Source organism: Actinoplanes italicus (assembly GCF_003001815.1).
GTDB lineage: Bacteria > Actinomycetota > Actinomycetes > Mycobacteriales > Micromonosporaceae > Actinoplanes > Actinoplanes italicus.
In genome coordinates this window covers 223,908-241,870 of record NZ_PVMZ01000002.1, presented here as the reverse complement: position 1 = coordinate 241,870, position 17,963 = coordinate 223,908, and the positions used below count along the sequence as shown (strand labels likewise).

General features: G+C 68.5%; 17 protein-coding genes and 1 tRNA gene. 4 read left to right on the top strand and 14 right to left on the bottom strand.

What is annotated here, in order from left to right; genetic code table 11:
- Positions 1–2: 2 nt before the first annotated feature.
- Genes CLV67_RS05095 through trpS form a run of 3 tightly spaced genes read right to left on the bottom strand, consistent with a single transcriptional unit; the run spans position 3 to position 2,509 of the window.
- Positions 3–923, bottom strand: coding sequence for a YihY/virulence factor BrkB family protein (locus CLV67_RS05095; protein ID WP_106315975.1), 921 nt, complete (start codon positions 921–923; stop codon positions 3–5).
- A 21-nt stretch (positions 924–944) separates the two neighbouring features.
- Positions 945–1,478 (bottom strand): 2'-5' RNA ligase family protein, encoded by a 534-nt coding sequence (locus CLV67_RS05090; RefSeq protein WP_106315974.1) that lies wholly within the window; start codon positions 1,476–1,478, stop codon positions 945–947.
- A 5-nt stretch (positions 1,479–1,483) separates the two neighbouring features.
- Entirely contained in the window at positions 1,484–2,509 is a 1,026-nt protein-coding gene (trpS, locus tag CLV67_RS05085; RefSeq protein WP_106315973.1) for a tryptophan--tRNA ligase, read from the bottom strand.
- 132 nt (positions 2,510–2,641) lie between these two features.
- Here trpS and galE point away from each other — a divergent pair, with 132 nt between their 5' ends.
- The 3 genes from galE (at position 2,642) to CLV67_RS05070 (ending at position 5,702) form a co-directional block, all read left to right on the top strand.
- The gene (gene galE, locus CLV67_RS05080) at positions 2,642–3,616 is read left to right on the top strand and encodes a UDP-glucose 4-epimerase GalE (RefSeq protein WP_106315972.1); all 975 of its coding nucleotides are present in this window, start codon (positions 2,642–2,644) and stop codon (positions 3,614–3,616) included.
- The gene (gene galK, locus CLV67_RS05075) at positions 3,613–4,758 is read left to right on the top strand and encodes a galactokinase (RefSeq protein ID WP_106315971.1); all 1,146 of its coding nucleotides are present in this window, start codon (positions 3,613–3,615) and stop codon (positions 4,756–4,758) included. The genes galE and galK overlap by 4 nt, the downstream gene beginning before the upstream one ends.
- Before the next feature lie 158 nt (positions 4,759–4,916).
- Positions 4,917–5,702 carry an ATP-binding protein gene (locus tag CLV67_RS05070; RefSeq protein ID WP_239166028.1) on the top strand — a complete coding sequence of 262 codons (786 nt, stop codon included), beginning with the start codon at positions 4,917–4,919 and terminating at the stop codon, positions 5,700–5,702.
- Positions 5,703–5,706: 4 nt separating this feature from the next.
- Here the strand turns inward: CLV67_RS05070 and cysN are convergent, their stop codons facing one another.
- The 10 genes from cysN to CLV67_RS50925 form a co-directional block, all read right to left on the bottom strand.
- Complete coding sequence (gene cysN / locus CLV67_RS05065) at positions 5,707–7,005, bottom strand: sulfate adenylyltransferase subunit CysN (protein WP_106315969.1); 1,299 nt, start codon at positions 7,003–7,005, stop codon at positions 5,707–5,709.
- Complete coding sequence (gene cysD, locus CLV67_RS05060; RefSeq protein ID WP_106315968.1) at positions 7,005–7,916, bottom strand: sulfate adenylyltransferase subunit CysD; 912 nt, start codon at positions 7,914–7,916, stop codon at positions 7,005–7,007. Before cysD ends, cysN begins: the two co-directional genes overlap by 1 nt.
- A 55-nt stretch (positions 7,917–7,971) precedes the next feature.
- A complete protein-coding gene (locus CLV67_RS05055; protein WP_106315967.1) occupies positions 7,972–8,844 on the bottom strand; it encodes a 3'(2'),5'-bisphosphate nucleotidase CysQ in 873 nt (290 codons plus the stop codon).
- A gap of 29 nt (positions 8,845–8,873) precedes the next feature.
- Positions 8,874–10,616 carry a sugar transferase gene (locus tag CLV67_RS05050; RefSeq protein ID WP_106315966.1) on the bottom strand — a complete coding sequence of 581 codons (1,743 nt, stop codon included), beginning with the start codon at positions 10,614–10,616 and terminating at the stop codon, positions 8,874–8,876.
- A gap of 100 nt (positions 10,617–10,716) precedes the next feature.
- Complete coding sequence (gene pth / locus CLV67_RS05045; RefSeq protein WP_106315965.1) at positions 10,717–11,304, bottom strand: aminoacyl-tRNA hydrolase; 588 nt, start codon at positions 11,302–11,304, stop codon at positions 10,717–10,719.
- Between the two features lie 81 nt (positions 11,305–11,385).
- Entirely contained in the window at positions 11,386–11,991 is a 606-nt protein-coding gene (locus CLV67_RS05040; protein ID WP_106315964.1) for a 50S ribosomal protein L25/general stress protein Ctc, read from the bottom strand.
- A gap of 376 nt (positions 11,992–12,367) precedes the next feature.
- Complete coding sequence (locus CLV67_RS05035; RefSeq protein ID WP_106315963.1) at positions 12,368–13,348, bottom strand: ribose-phosphate diphosphokinase; 981 nt, start codon at positions 13,346–13,348, stop codon at positions 12,368–12,370.
- A 111-nt stretch (positions 13,349–13,459) separates the two neighbouring features.
- The gene (gene glmU, locus CLV67_RS05030; protein WP_106315962.1) at positions 13,460–14,899 is read right to left on the bottom strand and encodes a bifunctional UDP-N-acetylglucosamine diphosphorylase/glucosamine-1-phosphate N-acetyltransferase GlmU; all 1,440 of its coding nucleotides are present in this window, start codon (positions 14,897–14,899) and stop codon (positions 13,460–13,462) included.
- 86 nt (positions 14,900–14,985) lie between these two features.
- Positions 14,986–15,057 (bottom strand) — tRNA-Gln (locus CLV67_RS05025).
- 17 nt (positions 15,058–15,074) lie between these two features.
- Entirely contained in the window at positions 15,075–15,785 is a 711-nt protein-coding gene (locus CLV67_RS50925) for a helix-turn-helix domain-containing protein (RefSeq protein WP_146168985.1), read from the bottom strand.
- Between the two features lie 1,030 nt (positions 15,786–16,815).
- On the opposite strand from CLV67_RS50925, the gene CLV67_RS05015 reads away from it, so the two are divergent.
- A complete protein-coding gene (locus CLV67_RS05015) occupies positions 16,816–17,418 on the top strand; it encodes a TetR/AcrR family transcriptional regulator (RefSeq protein ID WP_203736876.1) in 603 nt (200 codons plus the stop codon).
- A 44-nt stretch (positions 17,419–17,462) separates the two neighbouring features.
- Here the strand turns inward: CLV67_RS05015 and CLV67_RS05010 are convergent, their stop codons facing one another.
- Positions 17,463–17,924, bottom strand: coding sequence for a DUF4383 domain-containing protein (locus CLV67_RS05010; protein ID WP_106315959.1), 462 nt, complete (start codon positions 17,922–17,924; stop codon positions 17,463–17,465).
- Positions 17,925–17,963 lie beyond the last annotated feature (39 nt).

Here is a 17,963-nt window from a genome sequence, read left to right as displayed (position 1 = left end):
CATCATCGCGGGCGGTCGTGCCGAATCCAGGTGTTTTGCCCCACGGGGGCGGTCTTGTCGTCAGCTGACAGATCGACCACCCGGCCGTGCGGGCTGGTCGCTGCCCAGGCCGCGCCGAACAACAGCAGCTGGTTGAAGACGTAGAGATAGACCAGCGCGCCGACGGCGGAACCGACCAGGCCGTACGCCGGATTGCGCTGGACGATCTCGACGAACGTCTTGCCGATCGTGTTGAGCAGCAGGAGCCCGATGCCGACCTGCAGCACCGGCGGTGCCATCCGCCGGGCGGTCATCCGCAACCGGGGCACGGCAGCGAGCAGAGCCGCCGCCAGCATCATGTTGACGCCGAGGGTGAGCACCCAGCTGACCACGGACAGCACGGCCGAGAAGCCGCCGCCGGCGAGCCAGTGCAGCAGGCGCTCCAGCCCGTAGACGGCGAGCTGGGACAGGGCCAGCAGGAGCAGGAGCCCGATCAGCACGACCAGGTCCACGACCTGGCGCACCCCGAAGTAGCCGGGTTGCTCCCGCAACTGCCAGATCAGTCGCTGCGAGGAGCGGATCGCCTCGACCCAGCCGATACCGGTGAAGGTCAGCCCGAGGATGCCGACGATGCCGACGCTGCCCTTGCTCTCCAGGATCGCCTGGATGTCGAGGAACGGCAGGTTCTGGTGGAGGAAGTCGCGCACCAGGCCGAGCAGCTGGACGTTTGCGGTGAGCAGCCAGCCGAAGACCGAGTAACCGATCAGCAGCAGCGCGAAGACCGCGAAGAATCCGTAGTAGGCGATCGCGGCGGCGAGCCGGCCACCCTGAACGTCCTCATAGCGCAGGATGGCCCGGCAGAAGTGGTCGAAGTACGGCGACCGGTAGCGCACCGCCAGGATCCGGGCCGCGGTCGCGTCATAGGCCCGGTCGATCGGATTCACGGGCCGACCGTATCGGACACTTCAGCTGCCGAGCGGGAAGTCCCGGCGTGGCCGCCAGGGTCCTTCGCCGCCGTGCGAGAACAGGGTGAACGAGGCCACCTCGAACCGGCACGAGAATCCGGCCAGGTCCTCGAAGACCGCGTCCAGTGCCGGCGGCGGCACGTCCTGGGCCACGGTGACATGCGGGTGGTACGGGAAGCGGGTGTCCCGGTTGATGTCGTCCGAGCGGGTGATCGCCTCCGCCAGCAACTCACACTCGCTGATGCCCTGGGCCAGCGTCACGAAAACCACCTCGGTGACCGGCCGGAACGTTCCCGTCCCGCGCAGGTGGATGGTGAACGGCCGCTGCGCGGACGCGGCCGCCTCCAGGTGTTTCTCCACGGCCGGCAATGCGTCCTCGGCCACCTCGGTGGGGCCGAGGAGCGTGACGTGCGCCGGGATCCAGGCGGCCTGCGGGTCGCCCGCCTCGGCGCGCCGCCGGGTGAGGGCCGAGCCCCACGGCTCCGGGATGTTGATCGCCACCCCGATGCGGGTGAGCCTTCCGAGCTCGGACATCCGGTTCAGGCTTCGCGGGCGGGGCTGAGGAAACCCACGTTCCGGTACGCCGAGGCGAGGGTGGTCGCGGCGACCGCCCGTGCCTTCTCGGCGCCGACCGCGAGCACCTTGTCGAGCTGACCGGGGTCGTCCAGGTAGAGCCGGGTGCGCTCCTGGATCGGCTTGACGAACTCGAGCAGCACCTCGGCGAGGTCCTTCTTTAGGTCGCCGTAACCGCGTCCGTCGTACGCCTCGAGAAGCTCGTCGATGGCCCGGCCGGTGAGCGCCGCGTAGATGGTCAGCAGGTTGCTGACGCCGGGCTTGTTCTCCTCGTCGTAGAGGATCTCACGCCCGGTGTCGGTGACCGCGGACTTGATCTTCTTGGCCGAGCGGGCCGGGTCGTCGAGCAGCTCGATGATGCCGTTCGGCGAGGAGGCCGACTTCGACATCTTGATCGCCGGATCCTGCAGGTCGAGGATCTTCGCGGTGTCCTTCACGATGTACGGCGAGGGCACGGTGAACGTCTTGCCGAACCGGGTGTTGAACCGCTGGGCCAGGTCGCGGGTCAGCTCGAGGTGCTGGCGCTGGTCCTCGCCGACCGGGACCTGGTCGGCCTGGTAGAGCAGGATGTCGGCGGCCTGCAGGATCGGGTAGGTGAAGAGCCCGACGCTGGTGCTGTCCTGACCGGCCTTGGTGGACTTGTCCTTGAACTGGACCATCCGGCCGGCCTCGCCGAACCCGGTGATGCAGCTGAGCACCCAGCCGAGCTGCGCGTGCTCGGGCACGTGGGACTGCACGAACAGGGTGCAGCGCTCCGGGTCGAGCCCGAGTGCCAGCAGCTGGGCGGCGGAAATCCGGCTACGGTTACGGAGAGCTTCCGGATCATGTCCCATGGTGATGGCGTGCAGGTCCACCACGCAGTAGAACGCGTCGTGCGTATCCTGCATCGCCACCCAGTTGCGCACCGCGCCCAGGTAGTTGCCGAGGTGGAAGGAGTCGGCGGTCGGCTGGATGCCGGAGAGCACTCGCGGGCGGCGGGCAACGTCGGACATGGCCGCCATTGTGTCAGTCCCGGCCCGGGAATCGCGAATCCCCTACCCGGCCGCGGCAATGTTCGAACCTGTTGACCTTTGATCGATTATGGGGAATTCTAGGTCTGTCCTACCCAGAGAAAGGGCCGAGTCGTGAAACTGCTCGTCACCGGAGGCGCCGGCTACGTCGGCAGCGTGACCAGCAGGCTGCTGCTGGACGCGGGCCACGAGGTCGTCGTCCTGGACAGCCTGCGCACCGGCTTCCGCGAGGCGGTCGCCCCCGATGCCACATTCGTGGAGGCGGACATCGCCGACGCCGCTCAGGTGCTGACGCCGGACGCCGGCTTCGACGCCGTCCTGCACTTCGCCGGACTGATCGCGGCCGGTGAGTCGATGGCCAAGCCGGAGCTGTACTGGCACGAGAACGTGGTCAAGTCGCTGGCGCTGCTCGACGCGGTGCGTGCCGCGAAGGTACCGCGGATCATCTTCTCCTCCACGGCCGCGGTCTACGGCAACCCGGTCGAGCTGCCGATCACCGAGACCGCGATCAAAGCCCCCACCAGCACGTACGGGTCGACGAAGCTGACCTTCGACCTGGCTCTGACGTCCGAGACGTTCGCACACGGCCTGGCCGCGGTGTCGCTGCGGTACTTCAACGTGGCCGGCGCGTACATCAGCGACGGTCACGAGATCGGCGAGCGGCACGACCCGGAGACGCACCTGATCCCGATCACCCTGCAGGTGGCCGCCGGCAAGCGGGAGAAACTGCAGCTGTTCGGCGACGACTACCCCACCGCCGACGGCACCTGTGTGCGCGACTACATCCACGTCGAGGACCTGGCCCGTGCGCACCTGCTGGCCCTGGACGCGACGGTCGCCGGTGAGCACCGGATCTACAACCTGGGCAACGGCAACGGCTTCTCCAACCGGCAGGTCGTCGAGGCCGCGCGTGCGGTCACCGGCGCCGAGATCCCGGTCGAGATCGCGGCGCGGCGTGACGGCGATCCGGCCACCCTGGTCGCCTCGTCGGCGCGGGCCCGCGAGGACCTGGGCTGGACACCCGCGAAGAACACGCTGCAGGACATGATCGGCGACGCTTGGACCTTCTACCGGAAGCACGTGGCATGAGTGGCATTTCCGAGACGGCCCTCAAAACCTTCATCGAGGCGTACGGGACAGAGCCGGCCGGGCTGTGGGCGGCGCCCGGCCGGGTCAACCTGATCGGCGAGCACACCGACTACAACGACGGGTTCGTGCTGCCCTTCGCGCTGCCGCAGCGCACGGTCGCGGCCGCCGGACCGGCCCCGGACGGTCGCTGGTCGGTGTGTTCGACCCTGGCGACCGAACCGATCACGTTCGGTGTCACCGAGCCGGGTGACGTGACGGGCTGGGGCGCGTACGTCGCCGGAGTGGTGTGGGCGCTGCGCGACGCCGGGTTCGAGGTGCCGCCGGCACGGATCGCGATCGCGTCGGACGTACCGCTGGGGTCGGGTCTTTCGTCTTCGGCGGCCCTGGAGTCGGCTGTACTGACCGCTCTGATCGACCTCGGCGGCCTTGACGTGCCGCTGGAGCGCCGACCGGCCATCGCGCAGCGGGCCGAGAACGTGTACGTCGGGGCACCCACCGGCATCCTCGACCAGTCCGCGTCGATCCGCTGCCGTGAGGGCCGGGCCCTGTTCCTGGACTGCCGCAGCTACGAGATCGACCAGATCCCGTTCGACCTGGCCGCCGAGGGCCTGGCCATCCTGGTGATCAACAGCAACGCGCCGCACCAGCACGTCGACGGCGAGTACGGCGAACGCCGCAAGAGCTGCGAGGCGGCCGCCGCCACCCTCGGCGTGGCGGCCCTGCGCGACGTTTCCACGGCCGACCTGCCACAGGCGCTGGAACGGCTGGACGACGACGTGCTGCGCCGCCGCGCCAGGCACATCGTCACCGAGAACCAGCGCGTCCTCGACACCGTGTCGCTGCTGCGCTCCGGCCGGGTCCGCGAGATCGGCCCGCTGCTGACGGCGTCGCACGCGTCGATGCGCGACGACTTCGAGATCACCGTGGACCAGGTGGACGTGGCGGTCGAGTCGGCGCTCACGGCCGGCGCGTACGGAGCGCGGATGACCGGCGGCGGTTTCGGCGGCTGTGTACTGGCCCTGATCGACGCCGACCGGGCCGACACGACGGCGGCCGCGGTCGCGGAGGCGTACGAGCAGAAGGGTTTCACCGCCCCCACCAGCTGGGTGGCGACCGCCGGACCGGGCGCGACCCGCCTCTGACGATGATCGGACGGACCGCCGGGGCCACCTCATCTGAGGGGTCCCGGTCAGCCGTTCACCTGATCACCCGCAGGAGCGAGACCAGAGGCTCAACGGGCGGGCCAGCGGTTATGGTGTCCAGCATGGGGGTCAGCCCACCGTATCTTCACGATGACACCGTGCGAGGTTCCGGCGTCGTCGTCGACACCTCCGAGGATGTCGCCGTCCCACTGCTCACGGTCCACGGCCAGTGGGATGCCCAACTGTGCCTCGACGCGGCCGTGACCCTGCGGCGGTGCTTCACCGAACAGCCCGACGGCCTGATCGTGGATCTGTCCGGGCTGCACGACCCGCACAGCGAGAGCGCGCCCGTGTGGACGACCGCCCGGCAGGTCGCCGCCGGTCTGGAACCCCCGATTCACCTGGCCCTGTGCGTGCCGCCCGATCTGCCGCTCGCCGATCGCATGCAGTCCCTCGGCGTGGGCCGTTACCTGCCCGTCTACGCCAAGGTGGGACAGGCCCGGGTGGCGCTGGCCGGCCGGATACCCGGCGAACAGCGGCTCACGGCGACTCTGCAGCCCGACCCGGAGGCGCCGAGCCTGGCCCGCAACCTGGTCAGCGACGCGTGCCTGGGCTGGGGTTTGACTCACCTGCTGCATCGCTGCCGGCTCGTCATGTCGGAACTCGTGACCAACGCTCTCGAACACGCGGGTACGGAGATCCGGGTGGCCGTGCATCGCCGCGGCTCCGGGCTGCACCTGTCGGTGACCGACGGCGACCCGCGGCTGCCGCGGATGGTGCCGGTGTCCCGTCCGCGCCCGGACCTGCCGCTCGACGAGCGGGGCCGCGGACTGCGGACGGTCCAGCAGACCGCGTCCCGGTGGGGCGCCGTCCCCATCGAGAGCGGAAAGGTCGTCTGGGCGACGATCCTGTCCAACGCGCTGTTCTCGATGGGGGCGCGCTAGCGCGCTAGCGCGCCTCGATGATGATTCCGGCGCCGACCGTGCGGTGAGTGCCCTCGTCGATCAGGATGAAGCCGCCCGTGGTGCGGTTGCGCCGGTACTCGTCGGCGAGCAGCGGCACGGTCGTGCGCAGCTTGACCCGGCCGATCTCGTTGAGGCTCAGCTCACCGGCGCTCTCGTCGCGGTGCAGAGTGTTCACATCCAGGCGGTACTGCAGACCGCGGACCACGGCGCGGGCGCTGCGGGTGGTGTGCTTGATCGCGTACTTGCCGCCGACCCTCAGCGGGGCCGTCTCGTCCATCCAGCAGATCATCGCCTCGATGTCCTGGGCGGCGGCCGGCGCGTTGTGCGGGCGGCAGATCATGTCACCGCGCGAGATGTCGATCTCGTCGTTGAGGCGAACCGTCACCGACATCGGCGGGAACGCCTCGTCGACCGGGCCGTCGGCGGTCTCGATCGCCGCGATGGTGCTGGTCAGACCGGAGGGCAGGACCATCACGTCGTCACCGGGCTTGAGGATGCCGGAGGCGACCTGACCGGCGTAGCCGCGGTAGTCGGTGACCGTGGTCGACTGCGGGCGGATCACGTACTGCACCGGGAACCGCACGTCGACCAGGTTGCGGTCACTGGCGATGTGCACGTGCTCCAGGTGGTGCAGCAGCGAAGGGCCCTCGTACCACGGCGAGTTCTCCGAGCGGCTGGCGATGTTGTCGCCGTTCAGCGCGGAGATCGGGATGATCGTGAGGTCCGGGGCGTCGAGTTTCGCGGCGAACGAGGTGAACTCGTCGGCGATCCGCTCGAACACCTTCTGGTCCCAGTCGACCAGGTCCATCTTGTTGACGCAGAGGACCAGGTGCGGCACCCGCAGCAGGCTCGTCAGGAAGGCGTGCCGGCGGGACTGCTCGACCAGGCCCTTACGGGCGTCGACCAGGATCAGCGCCAGGTCGGCGGTGGACGCGCCGGTCACCATGTTCCGGGTGTACTGAATGTGGCCCGGGGTGTCGGCGATGATGAACTTGCGCCGCGGCGTCGCGAAGTACCGGTACGCCACGTCGATCGTGATGCCCTGCTCCCGCTCGGCGCGCAGGCCGTCGGTGAGCAGCGCGAGGTTCGTGTACTCGTCGCCGCGGGACGCGCTGGCGCTCTCCACGGCCTCGAGCTGGTCCTCGAAGATCGTCTTGGTGTCGTACAGCAGCCGGCCGATGAGGGTGGACTTGCCGTCGTCGACGCTGCCGGCGGTGGCGAACCGCAGCAGGTCCATGCCGCGCGAGGCGGCGGCGTCAGGCTCGAGAACTGCCTGGCTCATCAGAAGTAACCCTCTCGCTTACGGTCTTCCATCGCGGCTTCGCTGACCTTGTCGTCGCCACGGGTCGCGCCACGCTCGGTGATCCGGGTCGCAGCGACCTCGTCGATCACCTTCTCGACGGTGTCGGCCTCCGACAGCACGGCCGCGGTCTGCGACGCGTCGCCGACCGTCCGGTACCGCACACGGCGGACCTCGGACGTCTCACCGTCACGCAGCCGGATGAACTCGTTGACCGCGTAGAACATCCCGTTGCGCTCGACGACCTCACGGTCGTGGGCGTAGTAGATGCTCGGCAGTGGGATGTTCTCCTTGGCGATGTAGTGCCAGACGTCCAGCTCGGTCCAGTTGGACAGCGGGAACACCCGGATCGACTCGCCCGGGTGGTGCCGCCCGTTGTACAGCGCCCACAGCTCGGGCCGCTGGTTCTTCGGGTCCCACTGGCCGAACTCGTCACGGAAGCTGAACATCCGCTCCTTGGCGCGGGCCTTCTCCTCGTCGCGGCGGGCGCCGCCGAAGAGAGCGTCGAACCGGTATTTCTCCTGGGCGGCGAGCAGCACCGGCGTCTGGATCCGGTTGCGGGTGCCGTCCGGCAGCTCGCGGACCAGGCCGGTGTCGATCGCCTCCTGGACGCTGGCGACCACCAGGTTCAGTCCGAGGGTGGCGACCCGGGAGTCGCGGTACTCCAGCACCTCGGCGAAGTTGTGACCGGTGTCGATGTGCATGACCGGGAACGGGACGCGCGCCGGCGCGAACGCCTTCTCCGCGAGGCGCAGCATCACGATCGAGTCCTTGCCGCCGGAGAAGAGCAGCGCGGGGCGCTCGAACTCGGCCATGACCTCCCGCATGATGAAGATGCTCTCGGCTTCGAGCGCATCCAGATGCGAGACGCGATAGGGCTTCGTCTGGCTCATGGGTTTCTGTCCCCAGACCTTTCTCCGGTGTCGGCCGGCAGGGCAGACGTCATTGTTACGGAAGATGCCTCTGCAACGCAGCAAGCAACCGAGGAGCGAGATCCTTGCGACAGACGACCAGGTCGGGCAACTTCGGATCCGCCTGGTTATAGGCCAGAGGGCTGCCGTCGACACGTGACGCATGCAACCCCGTGGCCAATGCCACAGCGACCGGTGCGGCCGAGTCCCACTCGTACTGCCCGCCGGCGTGCACGTACGCGTCCGCCTCTCCGTTGATCACCGCGGCGATCTTCACCCCGGCCGAGCCCATCGGCACCAGCTCGGCACCCAGACCTTCGGCCAGCGCCGTCACGAACGCCGGCGGCCGGGTCCGGCTCGCCGCGATCCGGATCGAACCACCCGTCGCCGACTCCAGCGGCATCGGCGGGTACGCCGGCGGCTGATCGGTGGCGAGCGTGCAGTGCCGGGCCGGCATCGCCACCGCGCCCGCGGTCAGCCGGGCCGGAGCCGACGAGTCGGCCGTCCACAGCGCCACGTGCACGGCCCAGTCGTCGCGGCCCTCCTCGGAGAACTCGCGGGTGCCGTCCAGCGGATCCACGATCCAGACCCGGTTGCTGCCCAGCCGGTCCGGGCGGTTGCCCTCGGTCCAGGCGACACGCGACTGCTCGTCCTCCTCGGACAACACCGCGTCGGCCGGGCGCCAGCGGGCCAGCTCGGCCCGCAGCAGTTCATGGGCGGCCTGGTCACCGGCGGCCTTGAGAGCCTTGCCGTCCTCGTGACCGACCTCCGCACGGACCTGGAGCAGAAGCTGTCCGGCACGGTCGGCGAGCCAGCGAGCGAAGGCGGAGTCGTTGACCGGTGGAGTACCGCCCTCACCGGCGTCTCGTGCCACCGTTATGCGTGCCGACGCCTTCGTCTGCTCGCTCATCTCTCGCTCCTCACTCCAGTACGCGCCTGTCAGTACGCTCCCGACGACCGCACCACGGCGGTCACCGTCCTGAGCAGGATCACCAGATCCAGGCTCAGCGACCAGTTCTCGACATAGCGCAGATCCAGCCGGACCGCCTCCTCCCAGGAGAGGTCCGACCGGCCCGACACCTGCCAGAGACCGGTCATCCCCGGCTTGACGGCAAGCCGGCGCCGCACGTCGTCGGCGTACGCGGCTGCCTCGGTCGGCAGCGGCGGCCTCGGACCGACCAGCGACATGCGCCCCGACAGGACGTTCAGCAGCTGCGGCAGCTCGTCCAGCGAGAACCTGCGCAACCACCGCCCGACCGGGGTGACACGCGGGTCGTCGCGGATTTTGAAGAGCACACCGTCGTGCTCGTTGAGGTGCCTCAGCTCGGCAAGCCGTGCCTCGGCATCGACGTACATGCTGCGGAACTTGAAGATCCGGAACAAACGGCCGTCACGTCCCACGCGCACCTGGCGAAAGAGTACCGGGCCACGGGACGTAAGGCCCACGCAGAGCGCCACGCTCAGGAGCACAGGACCGAGAAGGATCAGCAGAAGCAGGGCGCCGACCCGGTCGACCAGCTCTTTCACCAGCCGTGACCCCCCGTGCAGCCGGGGATGCTCGACATGCAGCATCGGCAGGCCGTCGAACGGCCGGATCGTGGTCCGCGCCCCGGCCACGTCCACCAGCGTGCTGGCCACCACGAGATCGACCTCGTCGCGCTCCAGCCGCCACGCCAGCCGGCGCACCGCCGCCCCGTCCAGCTCCGGGCAGCTCAACACCACCACGGTGTCCGCGTCCGCCCGGCACACCGCGCTCGCCACGTCGTCGAACGACCCGTACACCGGCAGATCGGTCACCCCGATACCGTCCGCACCCGGCGGCAGGCAGGCGCCCACCACCTCCAGACCGTGATACCGCTCGCGGCGCAACTGCCGGGTGATCCCGATGACCGACAGCTCGTGACCGACCACGATCACCCGGCGGAGGTTCTCCCCCCGCGCCCGGGCCCAGTGCAGCCGCTTACGCAGCACGAAACGCAGCACCACGATCGCGGCTATCGCCAGCGGAAACGCCACCAGGACATACGACCGGGCAAGATCAAGATTGAGGGCGTACGACACGACGGCCGCACCACCGATCAGACCCGCCCCACCACGCAGCACCCGCTGGTACTCGTCCGAGCCGACGAACAGGTACCGCCGCTCGTACGCCCGGGCCGCCACCAGCACCAGCAGCAGTGCCACCGGCATGAGCGCCGACCAGATCAGGTAGGTGCGGTTCCAGTCGGTGACCGAGTACCCGAACCGGGCACTGAACGTCGCCGCCCCCGCCACCACACCGGCAGTCAGATCGGCCAGCACCAGGGCCCGCACATAGCGGCGCTCCCAGTCCTGCCGCCGCGACATCGCCGCGTGCCGGCCCCGCGTCCGCACGAACGGCCGGCTCGCCGGGCGCGCCGCCACCGACCGGTTGCGGCCACCACGCATCAGCCGGTCCATCGCCTGGTTGCGGGCGGGATCCGGCTCCCCGCTCACCACACGCGGCGGTGCGTTCTCCACACCCGCCGCCGGGCCCGGAATCCGGCGGTTACGGCTGCCGCGCCGTACCGCCGGCCGTTGCGGGCCCTGATTGCCGGGCGGATGATTCGCCGCTCCGTAACCCGGCGGCGGCGACACCTGCGGCAGCGCAACCGTGGGTTCCGTCAACGCGTCCGCCCGGTCCTCGGACACGTTCTGCGACATCCCTCGAACCCTCCCGTCACATCGGCCCCGCACCGAAAATCGTGCGTCCGAGTGACCAACGGACGACCGCGGGCAGCGTCACGGCATCGTCAGATGGAGATCAAGTCCCGTGATACCGGTTCTGCGCCCACTCGACGCCCTCGACGACGATCGCCTCCGCCACATCGGCCGCCCGGTCCACCAGGAAGTCCAGCTCCTTGCGCTCCACCGCGGAGAAGTCGGAGAGCACGTAGTCCGCCGGATCCTGCCGCCCCGGAGGCCGGCCGATCCCGAAACGCACCCGCGCGTACTCCTTGCTCGCGAGCGACTTCGACATCGAGCGGAGCCCGTTGTGACCGCCTTCGCCTCCGCCTCGTTTCGCCCTAATCTGCCCGAACGGCACATCCAGCTCATCATGCACCGCGATCACATTCGCCACCGGCACTTTGAAGAACTGCGCGAGCGACACCACCGGCGTCCCCGACAGGTTCATGTACGTCAGCGGCTTCAACAGCACCAGCTTCGGCCCACCGAACCCGAGCCGCCCCTCGGCGACCTCGGTCTGCGCGCGCTTCGCCCGGCCGAACTTCGCGCCCACCCGCGACGCCAGCAGATCTGCCACCATGAAACCCACGTTGTGCCGGTTACCGGCGTACTCCCGGCCCGGGTTACCCAGACCGACGACCAGCCACGGCGCCTCGTCCACCACAAAAGCCTCCACATACACATCAGGGAAAGTGCCGTCCGGCACTTTCCCTGATCACTGGCTTACCGCTGCTGCGAGACGGACTTACTCCGCGCTGTCGCCCTCGGCCGGAGCCTCGTCCTCGGCCGGAGCCTCCTCGTTCGACTGGGCCGCGTTGATGATCGCGAGCACCGTCTCGGCGTCGACGGCGAGCTCGACGCCCTTCGGCAGCTTCACGTCACCAGCGGTGATGTGCGAGCCCGCCTCGAGGCCGTCGATCGAGGCCTCCAGCTCGGACGGCAGGTGCAACGCGTCGGCGACCACGGCGACCGTGTTCGACTCGTGCACGATCAGGGTGTTCTTGGCGGCCTCACCGGTCAGGGTGACCTGAACGTCGACCTGGATCTTCTCGCCGCGCTTCACGATGAGCAGGTCCACGTGCTCGAACGTGTCACGAATCGGGTCACGCTGGATCGCCTTCGGCAGCGCGAGCGTGGCGCCCGAGTTGCCGGCGATGTCGATCGTGAAGATCTGGTTGATGCCGCCATGACGAATGGCGGCGGCGAACTCACGGGCCGGAAGGGCGATGTGCTGCGGCTTCTCGCCGTGGCCGTACAGCACGGCAGGCACGAGGCCGGCCCGGCGCGTGCGGCGAGCACCACCCTTGCCGAACTCGGTGCGGGGCTCGGCGCTGATCTTTACCTCGGACACGGGGAAACTCCTGAAACTCTTCGATGCGGGCTGCGTCTAAGTCTGCGGCTGCGGTATCCGGCAGTGCTGCGGTGGCGACCTCTGGCGGTGCGGGCCGTCAGAGGTAACGGTGTTTCGGCGCTGCCGGGCAAGAGGGCGCGCTGGGCACAGGCCCGGAGCACCGCGTCGATGACGGCGCCTCGAGCAGGCTGCGAACCTCAACAGCCCACGAAGCACCCTCGCCGTGGCAACCGCACTAGCTTACCTGCCACGATCGTGCATCGGTCAGCGGGTCCGCCCCGCTGACGACGCCTGCGAAAAAACCAACCTCCTGGTGCAAGTTGCACCAGACGATAAAGGCGCCCGCCGCCCGGCAGGCGCCCCTCCGTGAGTCCTGCTAGCTGAGACCACCGAACAAAGTGGTGACCGATCCGTCGTCGAACACCTCACGGATCGCCCGCGCCAACAACGGCGCGATCGACAACACAGTGATCTTGTCGAGCCGCTTCTCCGGCGACAGCGGCAACGTGTTCGTCACCACCAACTCACTGATCTTGCTGTTCTTCAGCCGCTCCGTCGCCGGATCCGACAACAGCGCGTGCGTCGACGCCACGATCACATCCGCCGCACCCTCCTGGAACAGGATGTCCGCGGCCTTCGCGATCGTGCCACCAGTGTCGATCATGTCGTCGACGATCAGGCACACCCGGCCCTCGACCTCACCGACCACCCGGTTCGCCACCACCTGATTCGGCTTCAACGGGTCACGCGTCTTGTGGATGAACGCCAGCGGGCAACCACCCAGCCGGTCCGTCCACCGCTCCGCCACCCGCACCCGGCCCGAATCCGGCGCCACCACGGTCATCGGCCGGCCCGCGTACTTCTTCTGCACGTAGTCGGCCAGCGTGTCCATCGCGAACAGGTGATCCACCGGACCGTCGAAGAACCCCTGGATCTGTGCCGTGTGCAGATCGACGGTCAGAATCCGGTTGGCCCCCGCCGTCTTCAGCAGGTCAGCCACCAGACGAGCCGAGATCGGCTCCCGGCCACGGTGCTTCTTGTCCTGACGCGAATACGGGTAGAACGGCAACACCACGGTGATCCGCTTCGCCGACCCACGCTTCAACGCGTCGATCATGATCAGGGTCTCCATGACCCAGCGGTTCACCCCCTCGGTGACCGACTGCACCACGAAGGCATCCGAGCCGCGCACCGACTCCTTGAACCGGACGAAAATCTCTCCGTTGGCGAACTCATACGAATCAGACGGCGTCGGCGCCACGCCGAGCACCTGGCCGATCTCCTCCGCCAGCTCGGGGAAACCCCGACCGGAGAAAAGCATCAGACTCTTACGGTTCTCGGCGACGATGCTGCCCATCGACTCGCTGCTCCCGTGGATAGGGGGTGGGGTTCGCAGTCAAGTATCCCTTGCGGCAACGTAACCGCCACGTTTCGAGGCCCTCGCGTGGCATGCCTCACCCCAGCTGGATCACTCCTGCTCAGAGGTGATATTCGCAGCCTCCGCCGCAGCCGCCGACACTGTGCCCGGCCGTTTCCGGGCCGTCCAGCCCTCGATGTTGCGCTGCTGCGCCCGTGTCACACCCAGATTCCCCGCCGGAACATCCTTCGCCACCGCGCTGCCGGCCGCCACATATGCACCCGGACCGATCTCCACCGGAGCGATCAGGACCGTGTCCGAACCGACGAACGCCGCCTCCCCCACCGTCGTCCGGCTCTTCCTCACGCCGTCATAGTTCGCGAAGATCGTGCCCGCACCGATGTTCGCCCGCGCGCCGATCGACGCGTCACCCACATAGGTCAGATGCGGCACCTTCGCGCCCTCACCCAGCTCGGCGTTCTTCGCCTCGACGAACCCGCCGATCTTCGCCTTACGCGCCAGCCGCGTCCCCGGACGCAGGAACGAATACGGCCCCACCGACGCCTCAGGACCGATCACCGCACCGATCGAATGCGTCCGCAGAACCGTCGCGCCCTCGGCCACCGCAGTGTCGATCAACGTCGTGTCCGGACCGACCACCGCGCCCGTCGCCACCGAACTCGACCCCAGGATCTGCGAATTCTGATCGACGACCGCGTCCGGCTCCAGCGTCGCCGTCACATCGATCCACGTCGTCGCCGGATCCAGCAGCAGCACACCCGACCGCATCCACGTCTCGTTCACCCGATCGCGCATCAGCACCCGCAGCTTCGACAACTCCGCGCGGTCGTTGCAGCCCAGCGTCTCGAAGGCGAACTCCGCCACCTCGATCGCCACCGGATGACCCTGCGACGCCAGAATCCCGAAGACGTCGGTCAGGTACTCCTCGCCCTGCGCGTTGTCCGTCGACAGCTTGCCCAGCGCCTCCCGCAGCAACACCGCGTCGAACGCGTAGATCCCCGAATTGATCTCCCGGATCCGGCGCTCCGCGTCACTCGCGTCCTTCGCCTCGACGATCCGCTCCAGATTGCCGTCCACACCACGCACGATCCGGCCCAGACCACCCGGCACATCCACCTCGGCGCTCAGCACCGTCGCCGCCGCGCCCGCCCGCTCATGCGTGGCCAGCAGCGCCTCCACCGTCTCCGGGCGCAACAGCGGCACATCACCACTGAGCACCACCACGGTGCCGGTCAGATCGGGCGTCGCGTCCAGAGCGATCCGCACCGCGTGACCCGTGCCGTTCTGCTCCGCCTGCAGCACCGGCGTCGCCTCCGGCGCGGCCTCGGCCAGGAACGCGCCGACCTCGTCCGCCTTGTGCCCGACGACCACCACGGTCCGGTCGGTGTGGATCGCCTGCGCGACGGCCAGCACATGGCCGAGCAGGGTGCGGCCCAGCAGAGGCTGCAGAACCTTGGGTGTCGCGGACTTCATCCGCTTCCCCTCACCGGCGGCGAGGACGACAACGGTACGGCTGGGGGCCTGGCTCACGCGCAACTCCATTGATTGGCGGTGGCGTACAAGGGGCGACGTCCCGTCACCCCTTGACCATCCGGTTCGCTTTACCACAGAAGTTGCTCGGCCGCCAGGACTCGAACCCGGAAAGCTTGGACCAAAACCAAGAGTGTTGCCAATTACACCACGGCCGAATGGTTCTCCCGACAGCCTAGCGGTCGTCCAGACGATCGCGATAAGCGGACGAGGCCTCACCCACGACCGCGCGAACGACACCCTCCGCCCGCCAGCAGAGTTCGCGGCTCCTCGGAGCCATGACGGCCAAGCAACCGTGCCGGTCGCCGCTGGGCACACGCTTCCTGACCGCCGCTTTCCGGAAGCACTCACGGGGGATCGACAGGACACGGGCCCACCAGTCGACGGCCGCCTCCGCGTCGGCCGCACTGCGGACGCTCACCCGATACGTCAGATCGCCCGGGTCGTACCCGTGCAGTCGCAAGAACCTCAGAACCAGAAGCAGCGGGCCGGGGTCATCACTGACGAAGACGAAACGGTCCGTCCGCGCCCTCCCGTTCGCACACCGATAGGCGATGGCGCCGAGGAGCAGCACGTCCCGCTCGGACACACCACCGACCGCCGCAGCTGCCACGGCACGAACCCCGGCCTGATGCCGCTCACGTTCCTCACGAAAACGGTCCCAGCGGTCCGCGATGCGCTGCCTCGCCAGCTCACGTCTTTGTTGAGCTCGCGCGCTGGCGGGATCGGACGGCACATGGCGTACCCAGGCGAACGCAGTCGACTTGGCGATTCCCATCCGAACCGCGATGTCATTGATCGACCATCCGGCCATGCGCAGCTCGGCAGCGGCCTGCCGCTTGCGGGCGCTTGTCCCTGAACTACTAGGCGCACTGGCAGCTTGCATGCGACAACATTACTCACGCCAACTACCGACCCGCAACCCACCGCCACCGCCACCGCCGCCGCTCCCACTTGCGCTCAGATCTCCACGCATGCGCTTAGGACGCCTCGAGTTTCGCCATTTCCGAACTCCGCGACGCCCCAGACCGCGGATCACCGCCCTCAAAGCGCAGGGTGATCCGCGGTCCGCTCAACCCCACGCCGAGCATTCCGCCCGGCAGCGTGGTGATCTACGCCCACCCGCAAACCACAGTCACCACGCACGGCCCCCCACACCCCCGCGTGGTGACCTACGCCCACCCGCAAACCACAAGTCACCACGCGCATCACACCAGTCGGCACCGTGGTGACCCGCGCCCACCGGCAAACCACAAGTCACCACGCAAGGCCGCCCACACCCCCGCGTGGTGATCTACACCCACCCGCAAACCACAAGTCACCACGCGCATCACACCAGTCGGCACCGTGGTGACCCGCGCCCACCGGCAAACCACAAGTCACCACGCAAGTTGAGGCGGGAGGGGAAGCGGGGTCGGCGGAAAGGGGGTCGGGGAAGGCAGGACGGGGCGGAGAAGCGGGCGGGGAAGGCAGGACCGGCGGCGAGGCAGGACCGGCGGAGAAGCGGAACGGGAGGGCGGGACGGGCAGCGCGGCAGTGCAGCAATGCGGCAAATCCGCAAAGCGGCAAAGCGGCAAAGCGAACCGACGGCAAGGACGGAGCGGAAGGCCGGACGAGCAGAACGACAGAGCAAAACCGACGGCAAGGACGGAGCTGAAGGCAGGACGGGCAGAACGACAGAGCAAAACCGCCGGCAAGGACGGAGCGGGAGGCGGGACGGGCGGGCCGGTAGGAGAAAGCAGAAGGGACGGAGAAACAGGAGGGAAAGGCGGGACCGGCAAAGAAGCGGGAGGGCAAGGCAGAACGGCGCGGAAGGCGACGAATCGGACAGACATGATGGGTGGGCCGTTGCTGGCAGGATGACCCGGGTGACAGAGCAGGGTGACGGCGGCGAGAAGCAGCGGCCGCGGGTTCGGATGCCGGCCGCTCAGCGGCGCGAGCAGCTGATCACGATCGGCCGGCAGTTGTTCGCCGAGCGGGGGTACGACGCGACCAGCGTGGAAGAGGTGGCGGCGCGGGCGAAGGTGTCGAAGCCGGTGGTCTATGAGCACTTCGGCGGCAAGGAGGGCCTGTATGCGGTGGTGGTGGACCGTGAGGTGCGGGCTCTGCTCGATCGGATAGCGGCCGCGTTGACGGCGGGGCATCCGCGGGAGTTGCTGGAGCAGGCGGCGTTGGCTCTGCTGGATTACATCGATGAGGAGCCGCACGGTTTTCAGGTGCTGGTCCGCAATTCACCGTTGTTGTCGGCGTCGGGGAGTTTCTCCAGCGTGATGAACGACGTGGCGCATCAGGTGGAGCACATCCTGGGCGCGGAGTTCAAGAGCCGTGGCCTGGATCCGCGGTTCGCGGAGTTGTATTCACAGGCGCTGGTGGGGATGGTTGCGCTGGTGGGGCAGTGGTGGCGGGAGGCGCGGAAGCCGAAGAAGGAGATGGTGGCCGCGCATCTGGTGAATCTGGCGTGGAACGGGTTGTCGCATCTGGAGGCGAAGCCGGGTTTGACGACTCGCCGGGTCCGCTAAGAGAGACCCGCCGGGCCCGCTGAGCGGACCCGGCGCGGGACGGGTCAGGCGGTGCGGCCTTCGCGGACCTGGCGGGGCGCGCCTGCCTGGGACTGGGGCGCGGACTTGCTGTAGAGGCTGACGGTGATCAGCAGCAGGCCGGCGAGGTAGGTGACGACGACGGTGGACATGGTGAAGCCGAAGAAGTTCACGTCGTCGGTGCGGAGCACGCAGAGTTCGTAGCTGCCGAGGACGAGAAGGCCCCAGCCGAGGTACTGGTCGACGACGACGTCGATGTTCTTGCCGACGACGGTGCCGAGCAGGACGAGGGCGCCGACGGCGAGGGAGACGATGGACCAGAGCATGTTGCTGCCCTGTCCGAGGACGCGGATGCCGGGGCCGGTGAATGCCTCACCGGACGTGGCGATGAGGCCGATGACGCCGTAGGCGACGAGGTAGGCGCCGACGATGAAGCCGACGATCCGGTAGATCGGCCGTAGCGGGTGATTGACCGGGGTGTGCGCCATGGTTCCGTCTCCAAGGTCGGGTGTCTTCCGTGCAGATTC

Bases quoted from the DNA above. Each gene is read 5' to 3' on its own strand.
- CLV67_RS05090 (WP_106315974.1), bottom strand. From the start codon at position 1,478: ATGTCCGAGCTCGGAAGGCTCACCCGCATCGGGGTGGCGATCAACATC.
- trpS (WP_106315973.1), bottom strand. From the start codon at position 2,509: ATGTCCGACGTTGCCCGCCGCCCGCGAGTGCTCTCCGGCATCCAGCCG.
- galK (WP_106315971.1), top strand. From the start codon at position 3,613: ATGAGTGGCATTTCCGAGACGGCCCTCAAAACCTTCATCGAGGCGTAC.
- cysN (WP_106315969.1), bottom strand. From the start codon at position 7,005: ATGAGCCAGGCAGTTCTCGAGCCTGACGCCGCCGCCTCGCGCGGCATG.
- cysD (WP_106315968.1), bottom strand. From the start codon at position 7,916: ATGAGCCAGACGAAGCCCTATCGCGTCTCGCATCTGGATGCGCTCGAA.
- CLV67_RS05055 (WP_106315967.1), bottom strand. From the start codon at position 8,844: ATGAGCGAGCAGACGAAGGCGTCGGCACGCATAACGGTGGCACGAGAC.
- CLV67_RS05050 (WP_106315966.1), bottom strand. From the start codon at position 10,616: ATGTCGCAGAACGTGTCCGAGGACCGGGCGGACGCGTTGACGGAACCC.
- CLV67_RS05035 (WP_106315963.1), bottom strand. From the start codon at position 13,348: ATGGGCAGCATCGTCGCCGAGAACCGTAAGAGTCTGATGCTTTTCTCC.
- CLV67_RS50925 (WP_146168985.1), bottom strand. From the start codon at position 15,785: ATGCAAGCTGCCAGTGCGCCTAGTAGTTCAGGGACAAGCGCCCGCAAG.
- CLV67_RS05015 (WP_203736876.1), top strand. From the start codon at position 16,816: ATGCCGGCCGCTCAGCGGCGCGAGCAGCTGATCACGATCGGCCGGCAG.
- CLV67_RS05010 (WP_106315959.1), bottom strand. From the start codon at position 17,924: ATGGCGCACACCCCGGTCAATCACCCGCTACGGCCGATCTACCGGATC.